Genomic DNA, 13,976 nt, shown 5'->3' with positions numbered 1-13,976 from the left:
ACGGGCACGCCTCCCGGCGGCCATCGTTGAATACGTACAGCCTTGAAGGAGCACCCCCGAGAGGCAGCTCCGAGGAGGGCACGGCGATGGTTAGTGTCAAAGGGCTCGGCATTGTGGCGATGGCCTTGGCGGCGACCGGCTGCGTCGAGACCAACGGCTATCCGACGAGTTCTTACGGTGGCTATGGTTACGGCAATTCGGGCTACTACAGCCAGCCTGCCTACTACAGCCAACCGACGTATTACAGTCAGCCGAGCTACTACAGTCAGCCCAGCTACTATTCTTCGCCGCCAAGGGTGGTGACCCAGACGCGCTATGTGCCGGTTCCGGTCTCCTCGCCGCCGCGCCGCGTGCGCGATCGCGACCGCGACGGCATTCCCGACAGGTACGACCGCGACGCCAACGGTGACGGCGTCCCCGACAAGTACCAGCGGCGCAATCGCTACTAGTCGCGATTTCCCCTGGGCTTCTTGCGCTTGATCTCGTCGTCGTGCTGGCCGAGCGTCGGCGCGGCGCGGCGCACCGTGCCTTGCGTCGCCGACATCTTGATCGGCACGCCGAGGGTTTTTTGCCGGCCCGCCTTGGCATGAGCGACCTCGGCTACCATGCCGCGCGCCAGGATCTGCGGATCGGCAAACACCTCGTCGTGATGCAGCACCGGACCGGCCGGAATGCCTTCGGCCTCGAGCGCGGCCATCCACTCCTCTGTGCTGCGCTTCAGCACCTCGGCCTGCAGCAGGCCGACGATCAGATCGTTGTTCTTCACCCGCTCGGCGTTGGTCCTGAAGCGCGGATCGTCGGCCAGCTCGGGCTTGCCGATCAAGGCGCAGAGCTTGCGGAAGAAATTCTGCTGCGCACCGCCGATGGTGAGCCACCCATCGGACGTCTGGAAGACCTGGTAGGGCGACGAACCGCGATGCGCCTGGCCGAGCTTCTCGGGCCGCTTGCCGTTGGCGAAATAGTTGGCCGCCTCGTAGACGCCGAGCGACACGGTGGCCTCGAGCAGCGATGTCTCGACCCACTGGCCCTTGCCCGTCGCCTGGCGCGCCTGCAGCGCGGCCAGGATGCCCACAGTGAGGTAGAGCCCGGCACCGACATCGGAGATGGCGAGCGGGATGCGGTACGGCGGGCCGTCCTTTGGTCCGGTCACCGACATCAGGCCCGACATCGCCTGAATCATCAGGTCGAAGCCGCCGCGCCCGGCATAGGGACCCGTCTGGCCGAAACCCGAGATCGAACCCAGGACCAGCCGCTCGTTGCGGGCGCACAGCGCCTCCCAGCCGAGACCGAGCCGTTTCATGACGCCTGGACGAAAGTTCTCCAGCACCACGTCCGCGCCGTCGACCAGGTGCCAGAAGGTTTCGAGGTCGCCGGCATCCTTGAGGTCGAGCCGGATGCCGCGCTTGTTGCGGTTCCACAGCATGAAGGGTGCCGACTCGCCCTCGATGAACGGCGGAGCGCCGCGCATCGAATCACCTTGCGGGCTCTCGATCTTGATCACGTCGGCGCCGAGATCGGCAAGCTGCATGCCGCAGAACGGGCCCGACAGATGTGTCGTCAGGTCGAGAACGACCAAGCCGTCGAGAGGGCCGGCCATCCTAGAAGCCCCTCTGTCGGCGTTGCGAGGAGGCCGCAAGGGGGAAGGCAGGGTTGGTCATGTCGGCTACTGTAGGCGGCCATGCCCGCCGCCAACAAACCTTCTCTCGACACCCTGGGTGAAATCTTTCGCTTCGCCGTCCACCGCTTTCAGGCCGCCCGGCTGGCCTACGGCCATGGCACGACCAATGCCCGGGACGAGGCGGCGTTTCTGCTGCTCGAAGGGCTGAAGCTGCCGATCGACCGGCTCGATCCCTACCTCGATCTCAGGCCGACGGCAGCAGAACGCGCTCGACTGTTGACGCTGATCGACGCGCGTATCGGCCTGCGCCTGCCCGCGCCCTATCTCGTCGGCGCCGCCTACATGCATGGCGTGCGCTTCCTCAGCGACCGGCGTGCGCTCGTTCCGCGTTCCTTCATCGGCGACATGCTGGCCGACGGCGTCCTGCCGATCGGCGATCCCCGCCGCATCAAGCGCGTCCTCGACCTGTGCACCGGCTCGGGCTGCCTTGCCGTTCTGGCCGCGCTCACTTTCCCGCGGGCCGAGATCGACGCCACGGATCTGTCGGCCGGCGCCCTCGCGCTGGCGCGGCGCAACGTGGCGAGCCATCGGTTCGACGATCGCATCACGCTCCATCGCGGCGATCTGTTCGCACCGCTCGGCAACCGGCGCTACGACCTGATCATCAGCAACCCGCCCTATGTCGACGCGCGGGGCATGGCGCGGCTGCCACCTGAATACCTCCACGAGCCGCGGCTGGCGCTGGCCGCCGGCGCCGACGGGCTCGATCTCGTACGCCGCATCCTTGCCGAAGCGCCCCGCCACCTCGCGCGGCACGGCGCGCTGCTGTGCGAGGTCGGCCGCGGCCGGCCCGCCCTCGAAGCCGCCTTCCCGCGCCTGCCGTTCCTGTGGCTCGACACCGAGCACAGCGAAGGCGAGGTGTTCTGGATCACGGGGACGGATTTGAGAGGCAGAGCTCCTCCGGACCGCGGGCGTCTCGCCCGCTCTTGATCATGAGGCGGGCGAGACGCCCGCGGTCCGGAAGAGAAGACTCACCGCGCATCGCCCAGGCAGATGCCGAGGGCGCGCGCGGTCCGGATCAGGGTGCCGTCGCGATCGACCGTGCGGGAGCGGCCGACCACCTTTGCCAAGGGCACGTCGATGACCTGGCGATTCCACCACGCCACCATGCGATCGGCCTTGCCCTCGGCCAGCAGGTCGACCGCGCGCACGCCCAGCGCCGCGGCAAGCAGTCGATCCTCGGCCGTCGGCATCGCGCCGCGCTGGACATGCCCCAGCACGGTGGCGCGCGCCTCGGCCCCGGTTGCCTGACTCAAGCGGCGGGCCAGCCACTCGCCGACGCCGTGCTTGGGTGCATCGCTCGCGGCGTCGGCCGCCTCGTCGGATTGACCCGCCGCCTCGGCCACGACGACCAGCGCCGAGCTGCGGCCAGCGGCGCGCAGGGCGGCGATGTGCGCGACCACCCGCTCGATATGCCAGCGTACTTCCGGGATCAGCACCACGTCGGCGCCGCCGGCAATGGCGGCGGCGATGGCGATGTGGCCGGCGTCGCGTCCCATCACCTCCAGCACCATGACGCGCTCGTGGCTGGCACCGGTAGGCTGCAGGCGATCCAGCGCTTCGGTCGCGACGGCGACTGCGGTCGGATAGCCGATGGCACGCTCGGTATTGGCAACGTCGTTGTCGATCGTCTTGGGGATGCCGACCAATGGCACGCCGGACGGCGCCAACAGGCGGCGCAGGATGTCGAGGCTGCCGTCGCCGCCGACGCCGATCAGGCCCTCGAGGCCGAGCAAGTGCAACCCTTCGACCATCTCGCCCGAGCGATCCTTCCGACTGCCGTCGGGCATGGGAAAGGCGAACGGGTCGCCGCGATTGGTGCTGCCGAGAAAGGTGCCGCCCTGACGCGCCAGCGCCGCGTCGAGCCGGTCGACGTCGAGCACCTCGGCTTCGACTGGGCGTTCGAGCAGGCCGAGCGTGCCGTAGTGAATTCCCACCGTCGTCCAGCCGTGACCGTGATGGGCGCGCAAGGCGACGGCCCGGATCGTCGCGTTCAGCCCGGCGCAATCGCCGCCACTGGTCAGGATGCCGATTCGCTTGGTCATGCATGCCCTCCGTGACTAGTGTAGCCGATGGCCAGCGCTCCGAAGAAGCATCCGACTTTCGTCACCAGGAGATTGCGCGTGCGGCCGTTCCGCGCCAGCGACGCCAAGGCCCTGCACCTACTCTACGGCGACGCCGAGAACCTGCGCTACTGGGGCACCGATCCCAGCCCCAGTGCCCAACGAACGCGGAAGATGATGAGCTGGCACCTCGGCTATCGCCCGCGCAACTACGTGCTGTGGGCCGTCGAGGAGATCAAGAGTCGTCGCCTGGTCGGCATGATCAACTATCATCGTCGCGAGCTGCGCGAGAAGCGTGTCGATGTCGGCTGGCTGATCCTGCCGGAGATGCAGGGCAAGGGTTATATGACGGAGGCGGGCCAGGCATTGCTGCGCCATCTGATCGACGATCTCGGCGTCCACAAGGTCGAGGCGCTGATCCGCGAGGAGAACAAGGCGTCGGCCGCGTTGGCCAGGCGCCTTGGATTCCGTCTGGAAGGTGGCCCGATCCGCGATCGCTGGCTGGTCGGCGGCAAGTGGCACAACGTCATGCTCTACGGCCTGATTGCCGGCGAGGAGCGTGTGTCACGGTGAGCAGTTCAGGCGAAAGGCACGCCGAATTTTCCGTCATCCTGAGCGCAGCGAGGATCTCATCGCCAGAGGCTTCAAAGCACACTTGTGGCAAATGGCGATGAGGTCCTTCGCTACGCTCAGGACGACAAAATGCGGCCGTGCGCTCACGCCTCAGAGCGAGGATTCCATTTGCGCCAGCGCGGTGGCGAACACGGGATGCTGCCGCGCCAGCGCCTCGGCGCGCCTCGCCAGGTCGTCGCCGATTGCGGCGCTTTCCAGAGGGATATCCTGCAACGCCGCTGGTGCCGGTCCGGCGTCGCGCCAGAACTCGCGCAGGCGCGCCTCGTTCGGCCGCCGAAGGGACGACAGCAGCGAGCGATCGCGCGGCCAGTCGACCAGGGCGGCAGCCACCTCGAGCAGGGAACGATAGGGGACTACGCCCGGTGCGCGCGTGCCGTCCTCCGCCGCCAGCACCGGAAGGCCGGCCAGCAGGGCTCGTTCCCGCATTTCCGGCCGGCCGCCCCAATCCCAATAGAAAGCCGCTTCCTGCCAGTCCTCGGGGTGTGTCCAACCCTGCCAGAGCAACCGCAGGCGAAAACCTTCCGGCTCGACGAGATGGAACCGGCTGACGAGCGAAACGGTCCCCGGCGTCGGCAATCCTCCACACACGACCATTGGCGGCCGCTTCGCGACGGGTGCCGGCGTCTTGATCGCCATCGCATACTGCTCGAGCAGGATCGCGATCGTGTACGCCTCGTCGAGACGATCGCGGTGATCGGCGTTCCAGCTCCCGTGGAGGGCGGCCAGTGCCGGGGCCCGAACGTATGCCGCCATGGCGCCGGCAAGCGCCATGGGGTCGCGCGGCGGCACGAGCTCGCCCGAGCGCCCGGGATGGATCATCTCGGGGCAGCCGCCGACGTCGGTGGCGATGAGCGCGGCTCCCACCGCCGCCCCTTCGAGCAGCACGACCGGCTCGTTCTCCGGCCAGCGCGAGGTCAAGACGACGACGTCCGAGGCAGCCATAAGGGAATGCACGTCGGCGCGATCGAGCTGCCCTACATAATTCACGCCTTCGCCGAGTCTTCCGCTGGCGATCGCCGCCTCGAGGTCGCCTTGCAGCTGTCCCGTGCCGGCGACGGTGAGCTGCCAGCGACCGCGAAGCGCCGGATCGCCGTGAAGCAGCGCCGTGGCCTCGATCAGGTCGTGGATTCCCTTGTGCTCGGCGAGAGAAGCGGCGAGCGCGAAGCGCACCACGCCGTCCGAAGCGCTCGCCCGGCGCACCGGCATCGGTGGCAGCGCATCGAGATCCATGCCGTTCGAAACAATCCTGAGTCGCCGAGGCACGATGCCCGCCTGCTCGTAGGCCCGGCCGAGCGATTCGCTCGGGGCGATCAGGCAGTGCGCGCCGTCGAGGGCACGCAGCAGTGTGTCGCGTCGCAGGCGAACCGGCAGTCGCTTGTCGGGAACCCCGTCGGCCACGACGCCGGGACAGCAACCGAGATCGCACGCGCGAGGATCCGTGCACTGCGTGCCGTCCGAGCGCAGCCGCGTCGCCCAATGACAATGGAACCAATGATCGTGCAGCGTCACGAAAACCGGCAAGCCACGACGTCTGACAGCGGCGATGAGGTTGACGCCGAGCCCGCGAAGATTGTGGGCATGCACCAGATCGGGACACTCCTGTGCGACGACCGCATCCACGAAGCCCTCGATTGCCGGAATCCAGAAATCTTCACTCTGCTCCCACGTCCGGAACGGAAAGCGATAGACACGCAGCCCGTCGACGACGTCGAGCTCCTGCTCCTGGCCCGCAAACCCGGGAAGCCAGCCCGCAATGATGGCGACATCATGGCCGAGCTCGGCAAGGCAGCGTGCATGCCGGCGCACGATGATCTCCGCGCCGCCGATAACTTGCGGCGAATAGACATTGGTGACCATCAGAATGCGCATTGTACTTTCCCGATAGTGTGCCCGGCAGCTTCGAGTAGTGCAGAGGTTGCCAAATGCTGCCGACAGGCGTAATCGTTGCGCGGTTCGAGGAAATGCAATCGTAGGCGTGCGTAGGGACGATGTGCAAATGAGTTCCGCAGTTCTGCCCAGTTGGCTGGTCGCGGATTTGCGTCGCTCCCAACCATCCGTAGCAGGCTCCACATCGATGGCACAAGCGTTCGTCGCAACGCTTCGTGCTGCCGGAATCACGAGCGCGATCAATGCAAACGAATCGGCGCGCGCCATGATCCGCGTGAATGAAGTTCCCGTGACACCGCTGGGCGTCCTCGACATGGACGCGCTTCACCGTGAGGTCGAACTCGCGAGCGACTATGTCGCCGCCTTTCCGGCCGACGGCTTCGATGACAGGAAAGCGTCATCGACCGTACAGAAGCAGGCGCACCTCGTCGCTGCCATCGCGGGACCTCGTCCGTGCCTGGTTTACGCGCGACCAGCAGTGATCGCACGGAACTCGGCCAATCTCGACGCGACCACCTTGCTCGCGCGTGTGGCCGCCGCGGAGTTGCAGGGACGGCGCGCCGAGATGCGCCGTGACCAGGCAGTTGCCGCCGCGGCCAGCGCGTGGTCGGAACTGCGAGACTGCTCGGAATCGGTGCTGCGGCTGAACCAGGACTTGCAGCGCATGGCGGCCGAGGTGCAGCGTCTGACGGCCGACATGCAGCACAAGACCGCCGACATGCGTCGGCAGGAACAGAACGCCCGCAAGCTCGCCGACGCCGTGGCGCATGCCGAGCGTTCGCTGATCGAGCGGGGCGAAGACTATGTCAGTGTAATCCCTGCCCTCCGTCTCTTCAGAAGAAGACGCGCCGACGAAAGGCCGCCGCCGACCGACGGGGAGCGACGCAACCTCGAGTCGCTGGCCGAGATCGCTTTGCTGCTGAGCGAAGCGCGCGCCGACTGGATGGACACCCTCGAGTCGGCAGGCGAAGCGGAGACGATCAGCCGTTCGCCGATGCATGCAGAAATGGTTGAACGATTCAATCAATCTTGAAGCCGACGCGGGCTAACGCACAATGCCGGCATGAAGAGCCACTACGCGACCTCCGCCCGGTACAATCAATGGGCCAATCGCCGTCTTTACGACGCCGCCGCGCTGCTGAGCGATACCGAGTATCGCGCCGACCAGGGCGCCTTCTTCAAGTCGATGCACGGCACGCTGAACCACCTTCTGGCAACCGATCGGATCTGGATGAAGCGATTTACCGGCGCGGGCGAAGCGCCGGAGCGTCTCGACACGATCCTGCACGAGCGCCTGCCCGATCTTGCCGCAGCGCGCCAAGCCGAGGATCGACGGATCGTTGCCTGGATCGACAGCCTCGACGAGGAAGCCCTCGCCGGCGTCATTCGATATCGACGTGTCTCGACGCCCGAGGAGTTCGTGCAGCCGCTGATGCCTGCGCTCGACCATTGGTTCAACCACCAGACCCATCACCGCGGCCAGGCGCACACGATCCTGACCAGCCTGGGCCAGACCGCACCCGAGCTCGACTTGCTCTACTTCCAGCGCCTCGCCGACAAGGGTGAGGGCTGAGGCCAGGCTCTTCTGGACCGCGGGCGTCCCGCCCCATGGTTCATGAATTCGAGCGGGCGGGACGCTCGCGGTCCATTCATGAGTCATTCGAGAGCGCATACCGAGCGGTCACCGGCCTCGGCGGTCCACCGCGAATCGCAGGTCGCCAGAGGCCGGTTGTCGATGCCGCGAAAAATGCCGGTCCAGGCGCCGTCGTCACCAGGGGTGACAACCAGCGCGCCGAACTCGCTCAAGCCGACGACGTGACCGTCGAACCCGTCGAGATCGGGCACGCGGATCGGCTGCCTCGGCGCCGCTGGAGGTGGCTCGGGAATGACCCGTGCCAGATCGGTACCGCCCGTGCCGACCGACAGCTGCGGCGGTCGATTGCCGGCGAATCCGACCGCCTGGAAGCGATGCATGTGGCCGGAGAAAACTCCTTTGACATGGCCCGGCAGGCCGTCGCGGAACACCGTGGCGATCGCCGTCTGCTGCGTCAGGTTGATGAAGCCATAGGGAGCGTCGCCGGCCGGTGAGCCCTTTACCTTCTTGACCACGCCCCAGATCGGCCGATGCGTGACCAGCCAGGTCGGCCTCCTGCTTTGCGCGAGCAGCCCGGCGACCGCGCGGTAGACCCCGACATAGTGCTCGAGAGCATACAAGACGGCGTCGCCGGCATCGGAGGAGTCGATGACAACGACGTCGAGCTCGCCGAGCTGCACGCGAAACGGGGCATGCGGCGCCGTCGGAAAGGAACGGCCTTCGAACGGCAGAACGGGCGGCGGCGGCCAGGCGCCGGGTATCCAGTCGGATGGGGTTTGCGGCGGGCACGCGGACTGGGTGCGGCCGGGCCCGAGCAGCGGCGAGGCGGCGTCGAGCATGTAGAACCAGCCCGGCCCCGCCCGGCTGCACAGCTCATGATTGCCGCGGGTCAGCAGCCACGGCGCGGCGACCAGCAGCCGGCTCGACGGGATGAAGAAGTCATCGCGCCAGTTCGGCCACTTGTCGGGCAACGGGCTGCCCTGCATGTTTTGGCTCCAGTAGCCCGGTCCGATCGGATAGCGCGGCGCCACGTCCTCGTCGTCGAGATCGCCGGTGTCGAACACGCCCACCCTGAGATCGTGCGCGTAGCCGGTGGCGCCAGTCGGGAACACGACGAAGTGCGGCGTGCCGCGATAGTTGTAGTCGCCGAGATGGACGATGAGATCGGGCCCGTCCGTTGCACCTTCCGACGAGATCGTGCCGAACGGCCACATCCTGTCATAGCCGTTGCCGATGCAGAGCTGCGGCCAGATGCCGGCCGCCCCCTCGCACCCCGAGTCGCCCAGCATGACGACGCGCCGGGGCGTGCCGAGCGAGACCGCCGGCAGATCGACGCGCCGGCTGGCGAACTGCACGTTGGCCGGCCGGCCCACCGGATAGAGCGCCTCGCACACCATCACCTGATCGAAATGCCCGCCCACCGGGCGTCTGCGCGGGCTGAGCGTCGCCAGCGCCGCACCACCCGCATCGCGCAGGGCAGGACAGGCCGTCCCGCCTTCCTCGACGCTGCGGACCATCGGCACCGGCCGACCATCCGTCCCTTCGCCGAACAGCACGAACGCCCACGCCATCGGCGCGGCGGGTTGCGCCTGCACAGGCAAGGAACACAGCAGCGCCGCAAGCGTCTGCCAAAAGATGCGACTCATTCCGAATTCCCCCGCGCGTCCGTTGTAGCAGGGATTCACCCGGTCCCGTCGACGAAGGTTGGGGGCCAATCGCGGACTCGCGTTACTGCAATCGTGACCCGCCGCCCCGCCGAGGGTAAGACTTTCGACAGGGTTCTTGCGCTCAATGGCCAATGGGAAGACCGTGTCGCCTTGCGGCGCGCTTGGAGAGCGGCAACAAAAAATGCAGATGGCCAGGCTTCGCCTGCTGATCGTCGCGCTCGACAACTGGTACGGGTCGGCGCGCCTGCCGTGCTGCCTCGGGCGTGCCGGGTTCGAGGTCGGCCTGCTCGCCCCGCCGGGCATCTTTGCCGCCCAATCGCGCGGCGTGGACCGGCTCTTCCCGCTGGCGCCCGAGGGCACGCCGCACGCCCTCGAACGACCAGGCTGGCTGGCGATCGAGGCCTTTGCCCCGGACTTCATCGTGCCTGGCGATGAAAAGTCGGTGCGCCTGTTGGCCTTCATGGCAACGTCGCGATCGGCGCCGACCTCCCCTGGCGTCAGGTCGATGCTGCTGCGCTCGTTGCCGTCGAGGCCAAGCCTGCTGGGTCGAGATGCGATGACGGCAATCGCCGCCGATGCCGGTCTCACCTGCCCCGAGCACGCCGCGGTCCGCTCACTCGACGAGGCGCTGCGTGTCGCCGAACGGATGGGTTGGCCGGTGTATCTCAAGCGCGACAACACAGCGGGCGGCAACGGCGTACGGCAGTGCGGTGATCGCGCCGCGCTTGCCGTCCAGTTCGCCCAACTCACCAGAACGGACATGTCCCCATGGTCGGCGGAGGGCACCCTGAGGCGCGGGCGGCAATGGCTTCGCAGCCTTGGAATCGGCGGCGATCCGGGCATCACCATCCAGGCCGCCATACCGGGCGCACCCGCCTTCCATACCGCCGTCGCCCTCGACGGAAAGTGGCTGGCCGGCATTTCCGCCGATGTCGAGGAATTCCATCCGCGGCCCACGGGACCCAGCACGCGCGTGCGCCTGCATGGCGACCCCGCGATGGACGACCTGGCGCGGCGGCTGATCGCCGCGCTGGGCTACAACGGCTTCTGCGGCCTGGATTTCATCAGGCGCCCCGATGGCGGCCTGACGTTCCTGGAATTCAATGCGCGGCCGACGCCGGTCGCCCATCTCGGCAAACTGGTCGGCACCGACCTCGGCGTCGCCCTGCATGCTGCCCTGTCGGGCGAGCCTGTTGCCGCACCATTGCCCGCGCTACCGCAGCGGGTCGCGCTGTTCCCGCAGGACTGGCTGCGCGATCCGCACAGCGCGGGTCGCGCCGGCTGTCATCTCGACATCCCGACCGATGATCCTGCCCTGCTCGAGGCCCTTGGCGCGCTCCTGCCGAAGGGCTGGGACGATCCAGGCCTGCGCTCACGCCTCACGCCGCTGCCTTCTTGCGGTTAGCCTCGAGCCTCGCGTCGACCAGGGCCACGCCGGCGTCGATGACCGGATGGCTCATCCCCTTCTGCCGGGCAATGAGCTGCACCAGCTTGTCGGCGCGCTCGATGTAGGGCAGCCCATTGTTGAGGGCGCGCGCCGCCGAAGCCGGGCGCACCAGGCTCTGCGCCGCCTCTGCATACTTCTCGAACGGCACCAGGTCGCCCGGACTCGCGCCCAGCTTGACGCAAAGATCGACGACGAAATTGTAGACCGAACGCGACGTCGCGATGTCGCTGTGCACTGCCTCCTGGGCGGTGCGCATGCCGTCAGCCGTGATGCAGCGATAGTTGCCGGCAAGCAGCATCGCCCACTTGGCGAGGGGCACGAAAATCGAGTCGTAGACGCGCAGCTTGACCGGCAACTCGATCCGCCCATCGGCCACCTCGAAGCGCACCGAGTCGATCTCCTTCTCGAGCGCCCGGAGCATTGCCGTCGCCTTCTCGTCCTTGAGGCGCGCCACCTTGAAGTTGGTCGGCAAGGTGACCTGCAGCACGTTGACCTTCTCGTCCGGCGGACGGATCGCCTGCGGGTCGGGGCTGCACAGGGTCAGGGTCTCGGGATCGAAGCTGTCCCACACCCGGGGATCGGTGTAGGCGGGCTCCAGCAGGCGGCCATCGAGACCGGGGATGCGCTTCACGTAAGGCAGCGGCGGCATGTTCATGATCGACATGCAGGGCACGCGCGACTTCGCGACCGCGTCGAGCAGCTCGCGCACGCCCGGCGAACGGTACTGCGGCTCCTGCATGGCGAGACCGATGAGGTCGTAGTCGGCCGGGTTGGCGCTGGTCGTCCCGCCAGCCGTCACCTTGCCGGGAAGCTTGCGCGAATCGATTTCCACCGGTTCCTTGCGGCCACGGATCGGCATGCGCACGCGGAAACCCTCGGCGTTGATCAGGTCGGCTTCCGCCGGCAGGCAGATCAGGTGCACGGAATGTCCACCGAACAGGATCTTCGAGGCGAGCAGCGAACCGTAGGACGCGCCCATGATCATGATTTTGAGAGCCATGCCTTCGTTTCCCCGATTATTGTGTCGCCCAGTATCGAGGATGAACGCCGTCGCGCCTAGGGCGATATCCGCTTAGTTCGCCCTCTACCGTTTTCGGCACTGCGGCCCGGCCGGGCACCGCAGAGACCCGTGGACCACTCACCACTGCGCCGAGCCGTTCGTCGATCCGGCACACGAAGGGCGCGGCATCGGCCGCGCCCTGATTCGAAGTTTCCAATGACGAGCAGCGCATGGTTGGCGGGCGCACACCATGATGCTCACGCCTGCGCCCTTTGAACGCCGCTCCCTTAAAGCGCCTCGACACCGGCCGCAAGCGCGGATCGATTTTCGCCTGGTTCTCTGACGCCGACCTCAGCGCATCGCCACAAGCTCAAGCGCAGCCGAGCCGAAGCTGATGACGGCACCGACAGTCAGCAGGAGCACCGCACCCGCGGCGACAGCCCGCAACAGCGGCCACAGGTCCGACGACCAACCGGATCGTCTCATTTTCCCCTCCGTACGCATCCCATTCAGGGCTTCGAGCCCTTCTTAGACGTTAGTTGTTGCAAGAATGCCACACTGGTCCCCAGCCGGCCACACCCATCGGCCAAGGTCTGTGGAAAAGACCGGCGCCCGAGAAAATTGCAGGGCGCGTGCGCCGGGATCAGTCGGCAGCGGATCGGGCGGGCCTCTGCAGCCGGGCCCTGAGCTTCGCCACCGCCGAACCGGGGCTGGTGAGGACGGGATGCTCCACAGCTCGGCGCAGCGACTCGGCTACAGGGGCCATCGAGAACTGGGCGAGCATGATCGCGTCGCATCCAGCGAGGGCCCGCCCGGCCTCGACGATGCGCCGGGCATGCTCGTCGGGTCGACCGGCGTTCAGGGCGTCGAGCGCGCCAGGCACGAGGAGGCTCTGCAGCTCGACCGTCGCTCCGACCCTGGCGGCGTCGGCCTGGAACTCCTCCTCCATGCTGGGGATCGACGGCGCGAAGGTAGCCAGCATGCCGATCCGGCGGCCACTGGTCAGAGCCTCGGCGAACATCGCCTCGTTGGGCTTGAGAACCGGTACGGCGAGCCTCGACGCCACGCGCTCGATCGCCGGGCCGAAGGCCGAGCAGGTGAACAGGACGGCGTCGGCGCCGAACGACAGGGCGTAATCCGCCAGGATATCGAAACGCCGTTCCATTGCCGTTGTCAGCCGGCCGTCGCGGGCGCGATCCCTGCTGAGTGAATCGTCGAGGACATTGACAAGCTCGGCTGCCGGCCATGCCGCCGCGAATTCGTCGACGATCGGGCCGACCGCGGCCGGCGTGGCATGGATCAGGGCGATGCGCGGCATGGGCAGACCTCGTCGGTCCGCGACGATTGCAGCGCCGCTTGCGCTTGGCAATCGCCATCCGCTGCGCGGTCATGACTGCCCCCTGAGCGGAGCGAAGGATCTCATCGACAGAAGCTCAGAGCACGCTCGTCGGAGATGGCGATGAGGTCCCTACTTCGTTCGCACGACAGACGAGGTCTCTTGCATCACGCGTCGAAGTTCAGGCAGGTCGTCGTGCCGTGCACCAGCAGGCGTCCCCGGCCGTCGGTTATCCTCCCTTCCGCCGTCCCGACCCTTCGACCGCGGCTGATCACCACGCCCTCGGCCCGGATCAGCCCTGTCTCGGGCGTGATCGGTCGGACGAACGATATCTTGATCTCGAGCGTCGTCGAGCCCATGCCCTTGGGCAAGGTCGATCGGACCGCGAGCCCCATGCAACTGTCGAGCAAGGTCGCCGCGAGACCACCATGCACGGTGCCGGCCGGATTGAGATGCGTGCTCCTCGGCTCTGCGGTGATGACGACTCGTCCATCCTCCGCTTCGACGATGTCGTAGCCCAGGGTCTCGGCGATCGTGTTGAGCGGCAGTGTTCCATCAATCAGGCCCTGCACGAATTCCAGGCCCGACATCTCCTTCTGCCTCTCGGCGCTGACCGTGCCGTAGGTCCGGCCGCTGCGACGGCTTGTCATCAGGTCATCCTCCACACATCG

At 67.3% G+C, this 13,976-nt stretch carries 14 protein-coding genes; 6 read left to right on the top strand and 8 right to left on the bottom strand.

Annotation, left to right across the window (positions count from 1 at the left end; all coding sequences use genetic code 11):
• Positions 1–86: 86 nt before the first annotated feature.
• A complete protein-coding gene (locus AB7O82_RS19525; RefSeq protein WP_428547941.1) occupies positions 87–449 on the top strand; it encodes a hypothetical protein in 363 nt (120 codons plus the stop codon).
• On the opposite strand, the gene AB7O82_RS19520 is transcribed toward AB7O82_RS19525, so the two are convergent.
• Positions 446–1,597, bottom strand: a complete 1,152-nt coding sequence (locus tag AB7O82_RS19520; RefSeq protein WP_428547938.1) for a CaiB/BaiF CoA transferase family protein — start codon at positions 1,595–1,597, stop codon at positions 446–448. The two genes, AB7O82_RS19525 and AB7O82_RS19520, sit on opposite strands and share 4 nt — an antisense overlap.
• An 81-nt stretch (positions 1,598–1,678) precedes the next feature.
• Here AB7O82_RS19520 and prmB point away from each other — a divergent pair, with 81 nt between their 5' ends.
• Positions 1,679–2,608 (top strand): 50S ribosomal protein L3 N(5)-glutamine methyltransferase, encoded by a 930-nt coding sequence (prmB, locus tag AB7O82_RS19515; protein WP_428547936.1) that lies wholly within the window; start codon positions 1,679–1,681, stop codon positions 2,606–2,608.
• Positions 2,609–2,649: 41 nt separating this feature from the next.
• On the opposite strand, the gene AB7O82_RS19510 is transcribed toward prmB, so the two are convergent.
• Positions 2,650–3,723 (bottom strand): ATP-dependent 6-phosphofructokinase, encoded by a 1,074-nt coding sequence (locus AB7O82_RS19510; RefSeq protein WP_428547933.1) that lies wholly within the window; start codon positions 3,721–3,723, stop codon positions 2,650–2,652.
• Positions 3,724–3,750: 27 nt separating this feature from the next.
• On the opposite strand from AB7O82_RS19510, the gene AB7O82_RS19505 reads away from it, so the two are divergent.
• A complete protein-coding gene (locus AB7O82_RS19505) occupies positions 3,751–4,314 on the top strand; it encodes a GNAT family N-acetyltransferase (RefSeq protein WP_428547930.1) in 564 nt (187 codons plus the stop codon).
• 150 nt (positions 4,315–4,464) lie between these two features.
• Here AB7O82_RS19505 and AB7O82_RS19500 read toward each other — a convergent pair whose 3' ends face one another.
• The gene (locus AB7O82_RS19500) at positions 4,465–6,243 is read right to left on the bottom strand and encodes a glycosyltransferase (RefSeq protein WP_428547927.1); all 1,779 of its coding nucleotides are present in this window, start codon (positions 6,241–6,243) and stop codon (positions 4,465–4,467) included.
• Positions 6,244–6,448: 205 nt separating this feature from the next.
• Between AB7O82_RS19500 and AB7O82_RS19495 the strand changes: the two genes are divergently transcribed.
• Positions 6,449–7,294 carry a hypothetical protein gene (locus AB7O82_RS19495; RefSeq protein WP_428547924.1) on the top strand — a complete coding sequence of 282 codons (846 nt, stop codon included), beginning with the start codon at positions 6,449–6,451 and terminating at the stop codon, positions 7,292–7,294.
• Between the two features lie 30 nt (positions 7,295–7,324).
• Positions 7,325–7,834, top strand: a complete 510-nt coding sequence (locus tag AB7O82_RS19490; protein ID WP_428547921.1) for a DinB family protein — start codon at positions 7,325–7,327, stop codon at positions 7,832–7,834.
• An 83-nt stretch (positions 7,835–7,917) separates the two neighbouring features.
• Here AB7O82_RS19490 and AB7O82_RS19485 read toward each other — a convergent pair whose 3' ends face one another.
• Positions 7,918–9,501, bottom strand: coding sequence for a hypothetical protein (locus tag AB7O82_RS19485; protein ID WP_428547918.1), 1,584 nt, complete (start codon positions 9,499–9,501; stop codon positions 7,918–7,920).
• Between the two features lie 208 nt (positions 9,502–9,709).
• Here AB7O82_RS19485 and AB7O82_RS19480 point away from each other — a divergent pair, with 208 nt between their 5' ends.
• The gene (locus AB7O82_RS19480; protein ID WP_428547915.1) at positions 9,710–10,927 is read left to right on the top strand and encodes a hypothetical protein; all 1,218 of its coding nucleotides are present in this window, start codon (positions 9,710–9,712) and stop codon (positions 10,925–10,927) included.
• Here the strand turns inward: AB7O82_RS19480 and AB7O82_RS19475 are convergent.
• The 4 genes from AB7O82_RS19475 to AB7O82_RS19460 form a co-directional block, all read right to left on the bottom strand.
• A complete protein-coding gene (locus AB7O82_RS19475; protein ID WP_428547912.1) occupies positions 10,902–11,969 on the bottom strand; it encodes a hypothetical protein in 1,068 nt (355 codons plus the stop codon). The two genes, AB7O82_RS19480 and AB7O82_RS19475, sit on opposite strands and share 26 nt — an antisense overlap.
• 351 nt (positions 11,970–12,320) lie before the next feature.
• Positions 12,321–12,455, bottom strand: coding sequence for a hypothetical protein (locus AB7O82_RS19470; RefSeq protein WP_428547909.1), 135 nt, complete (start codon positions 12,453–12,455; stop codon positions 12,321–12,323).
• A 157-nt stretch (positions 12,456–12,612) separates the two neighbouring features.
• Positions 12,613–13,287, bottom strand: coding sequence for an aspartate/glutamate racemase family protein (locus AB7O82_RS19465; RefSeq protein ID WP_428547906.1), 675 nt, complete (start codon positions 13,285–13,287; stop codon positions 12,613–12,615).
• 185 nt (positions 13,288–13,472) lie between these two features.
• The gene (locus AB7O82_RS19460) at positions 13,473–13,955 is read right to left on the bottom strand and encodes a PaaI family thioesterase (RefSeq protein ID WP_428547903.1); all 483 of its coding nucleotides are present in this window, start codon (positions 13,953–13,955) and stop codon (positions 13,473–13,475) included.
• Positions 13,956–13,976: the final 21 nt, after the last annotated feature.

The sequence above is a fragment of the Reyranella sp. genome (assembly GCF_050185545.1).
Lineage (GTDB): Bacteria > Pseudomonadota > Alphaproteobacteria > Reyranellales > Reyranellaceae > Reyranella.
The sequence above is the reverse complement of the archived record's forward strand: the minus strand, read 5'-3'. Positions and strand labels throughout refer to the sequence as shown.

Bases quoted from the DNA above. Each gene is read 5' to 3' on its own strand.
- AB7O82_RS19525 (WP_428547941.1), top strand. From the start codon at position 87: ATGGTTAGTGTCAAAGGGCTCGGCATTGTGGCGATGGCCTTGGCGGCG.
- AB7O82_RS19520 (WP_428547938.1), bottom strand. From the start codon at position 1,597: ATGGCCGGCCCTCTCGACGGCTTGGTCGTTCTCGACCTGACGACACAT.
- prmB (WP_428547936.1), top strand. From the start codon at position 1,679: ATGCCCGCCGCCAACAAACCTTCTCTCGACACCCTGGGTGAAATCTTT.
- AB7O82_RS19510 (WP_428547933.1), bottom strand. From the start codon at position 3,723: ATGACCAAGCGAATCGGCATCCTGACCAGTGGCGGCGATTGCGCCGGG.
- AB7O82_RS19505 (WP_428547930.1), top strand. From the start codon at position 3,751: ATGGCCAGCGCTCCGAAGAAGCATCCGACTTTCGTCACCAGGAGATTG.
- AB7O82_RS19500 (WP_428547927.1), bottom strand. From the start codon at position 6,243: ATGCGCATTCTGATGGTCACCAATGTCTATTCGCCGCAAGTTATCGGC.
- AB7O82_RS19495 (WP_428547924.1), top strand. From the start codon at position 6,449: ATGGCACAAGCGTTCGTCGCAACGCTTCGTGCTGCCGGAATCACGAGC.
- AB7O82_RS19490 (WP_428547921.1), top strand. From the start codon at position 7,325: ATGAAGAGCCACTACGCGACCTCCGCCCGGTACAATCAATGGGCCAAT.
- AB7O82_RS19485 (WP_428547918.1), bottom strand. From the start codon at position 9,501: ATGAGTCGCATCTTTTGGCAGACGCTTGCGGCGCTGCTGTGTTCCTTG.
- AB7O82_RS19480 (WP_428547915.1), top strand. From the start codon at position 9,710: ATGGCCAGGCTTCGCCTGCTGATCGTCGCGCTCGACAACTGGTACGGG.
- AB7O82_RS19475 (WP_428547912.1), bottom strand. From the start codon at position 11,969: ATGGCTCTCAAAATCATGATCATGGGCGCGTCCTACGGTTCGCTGCTC.
- AB7O82_RS19470 (WP_428547909.1), bottom strand. From the start codon at position 12,455: ATGAGACGATCCGGTTGGTCGTCGGACCTGTGGCCGCTGTTGCGGGCT.
- AB7O82_RS19465 (WP_428547906.1), bottom strand. From the start codon at position 13,287: ATGCCGCGCATCGCCCTGATCCATGCCACGCCGGCCGCGGTCGGCCCG.
- AB7O82_RS19460 (WP_428547903.1), bottom strand. From the start codon at position 13,955: ATGACAAGCCGTCGCAGCGGCCGGACCTACGGCACGGTCAGCGCCGAG.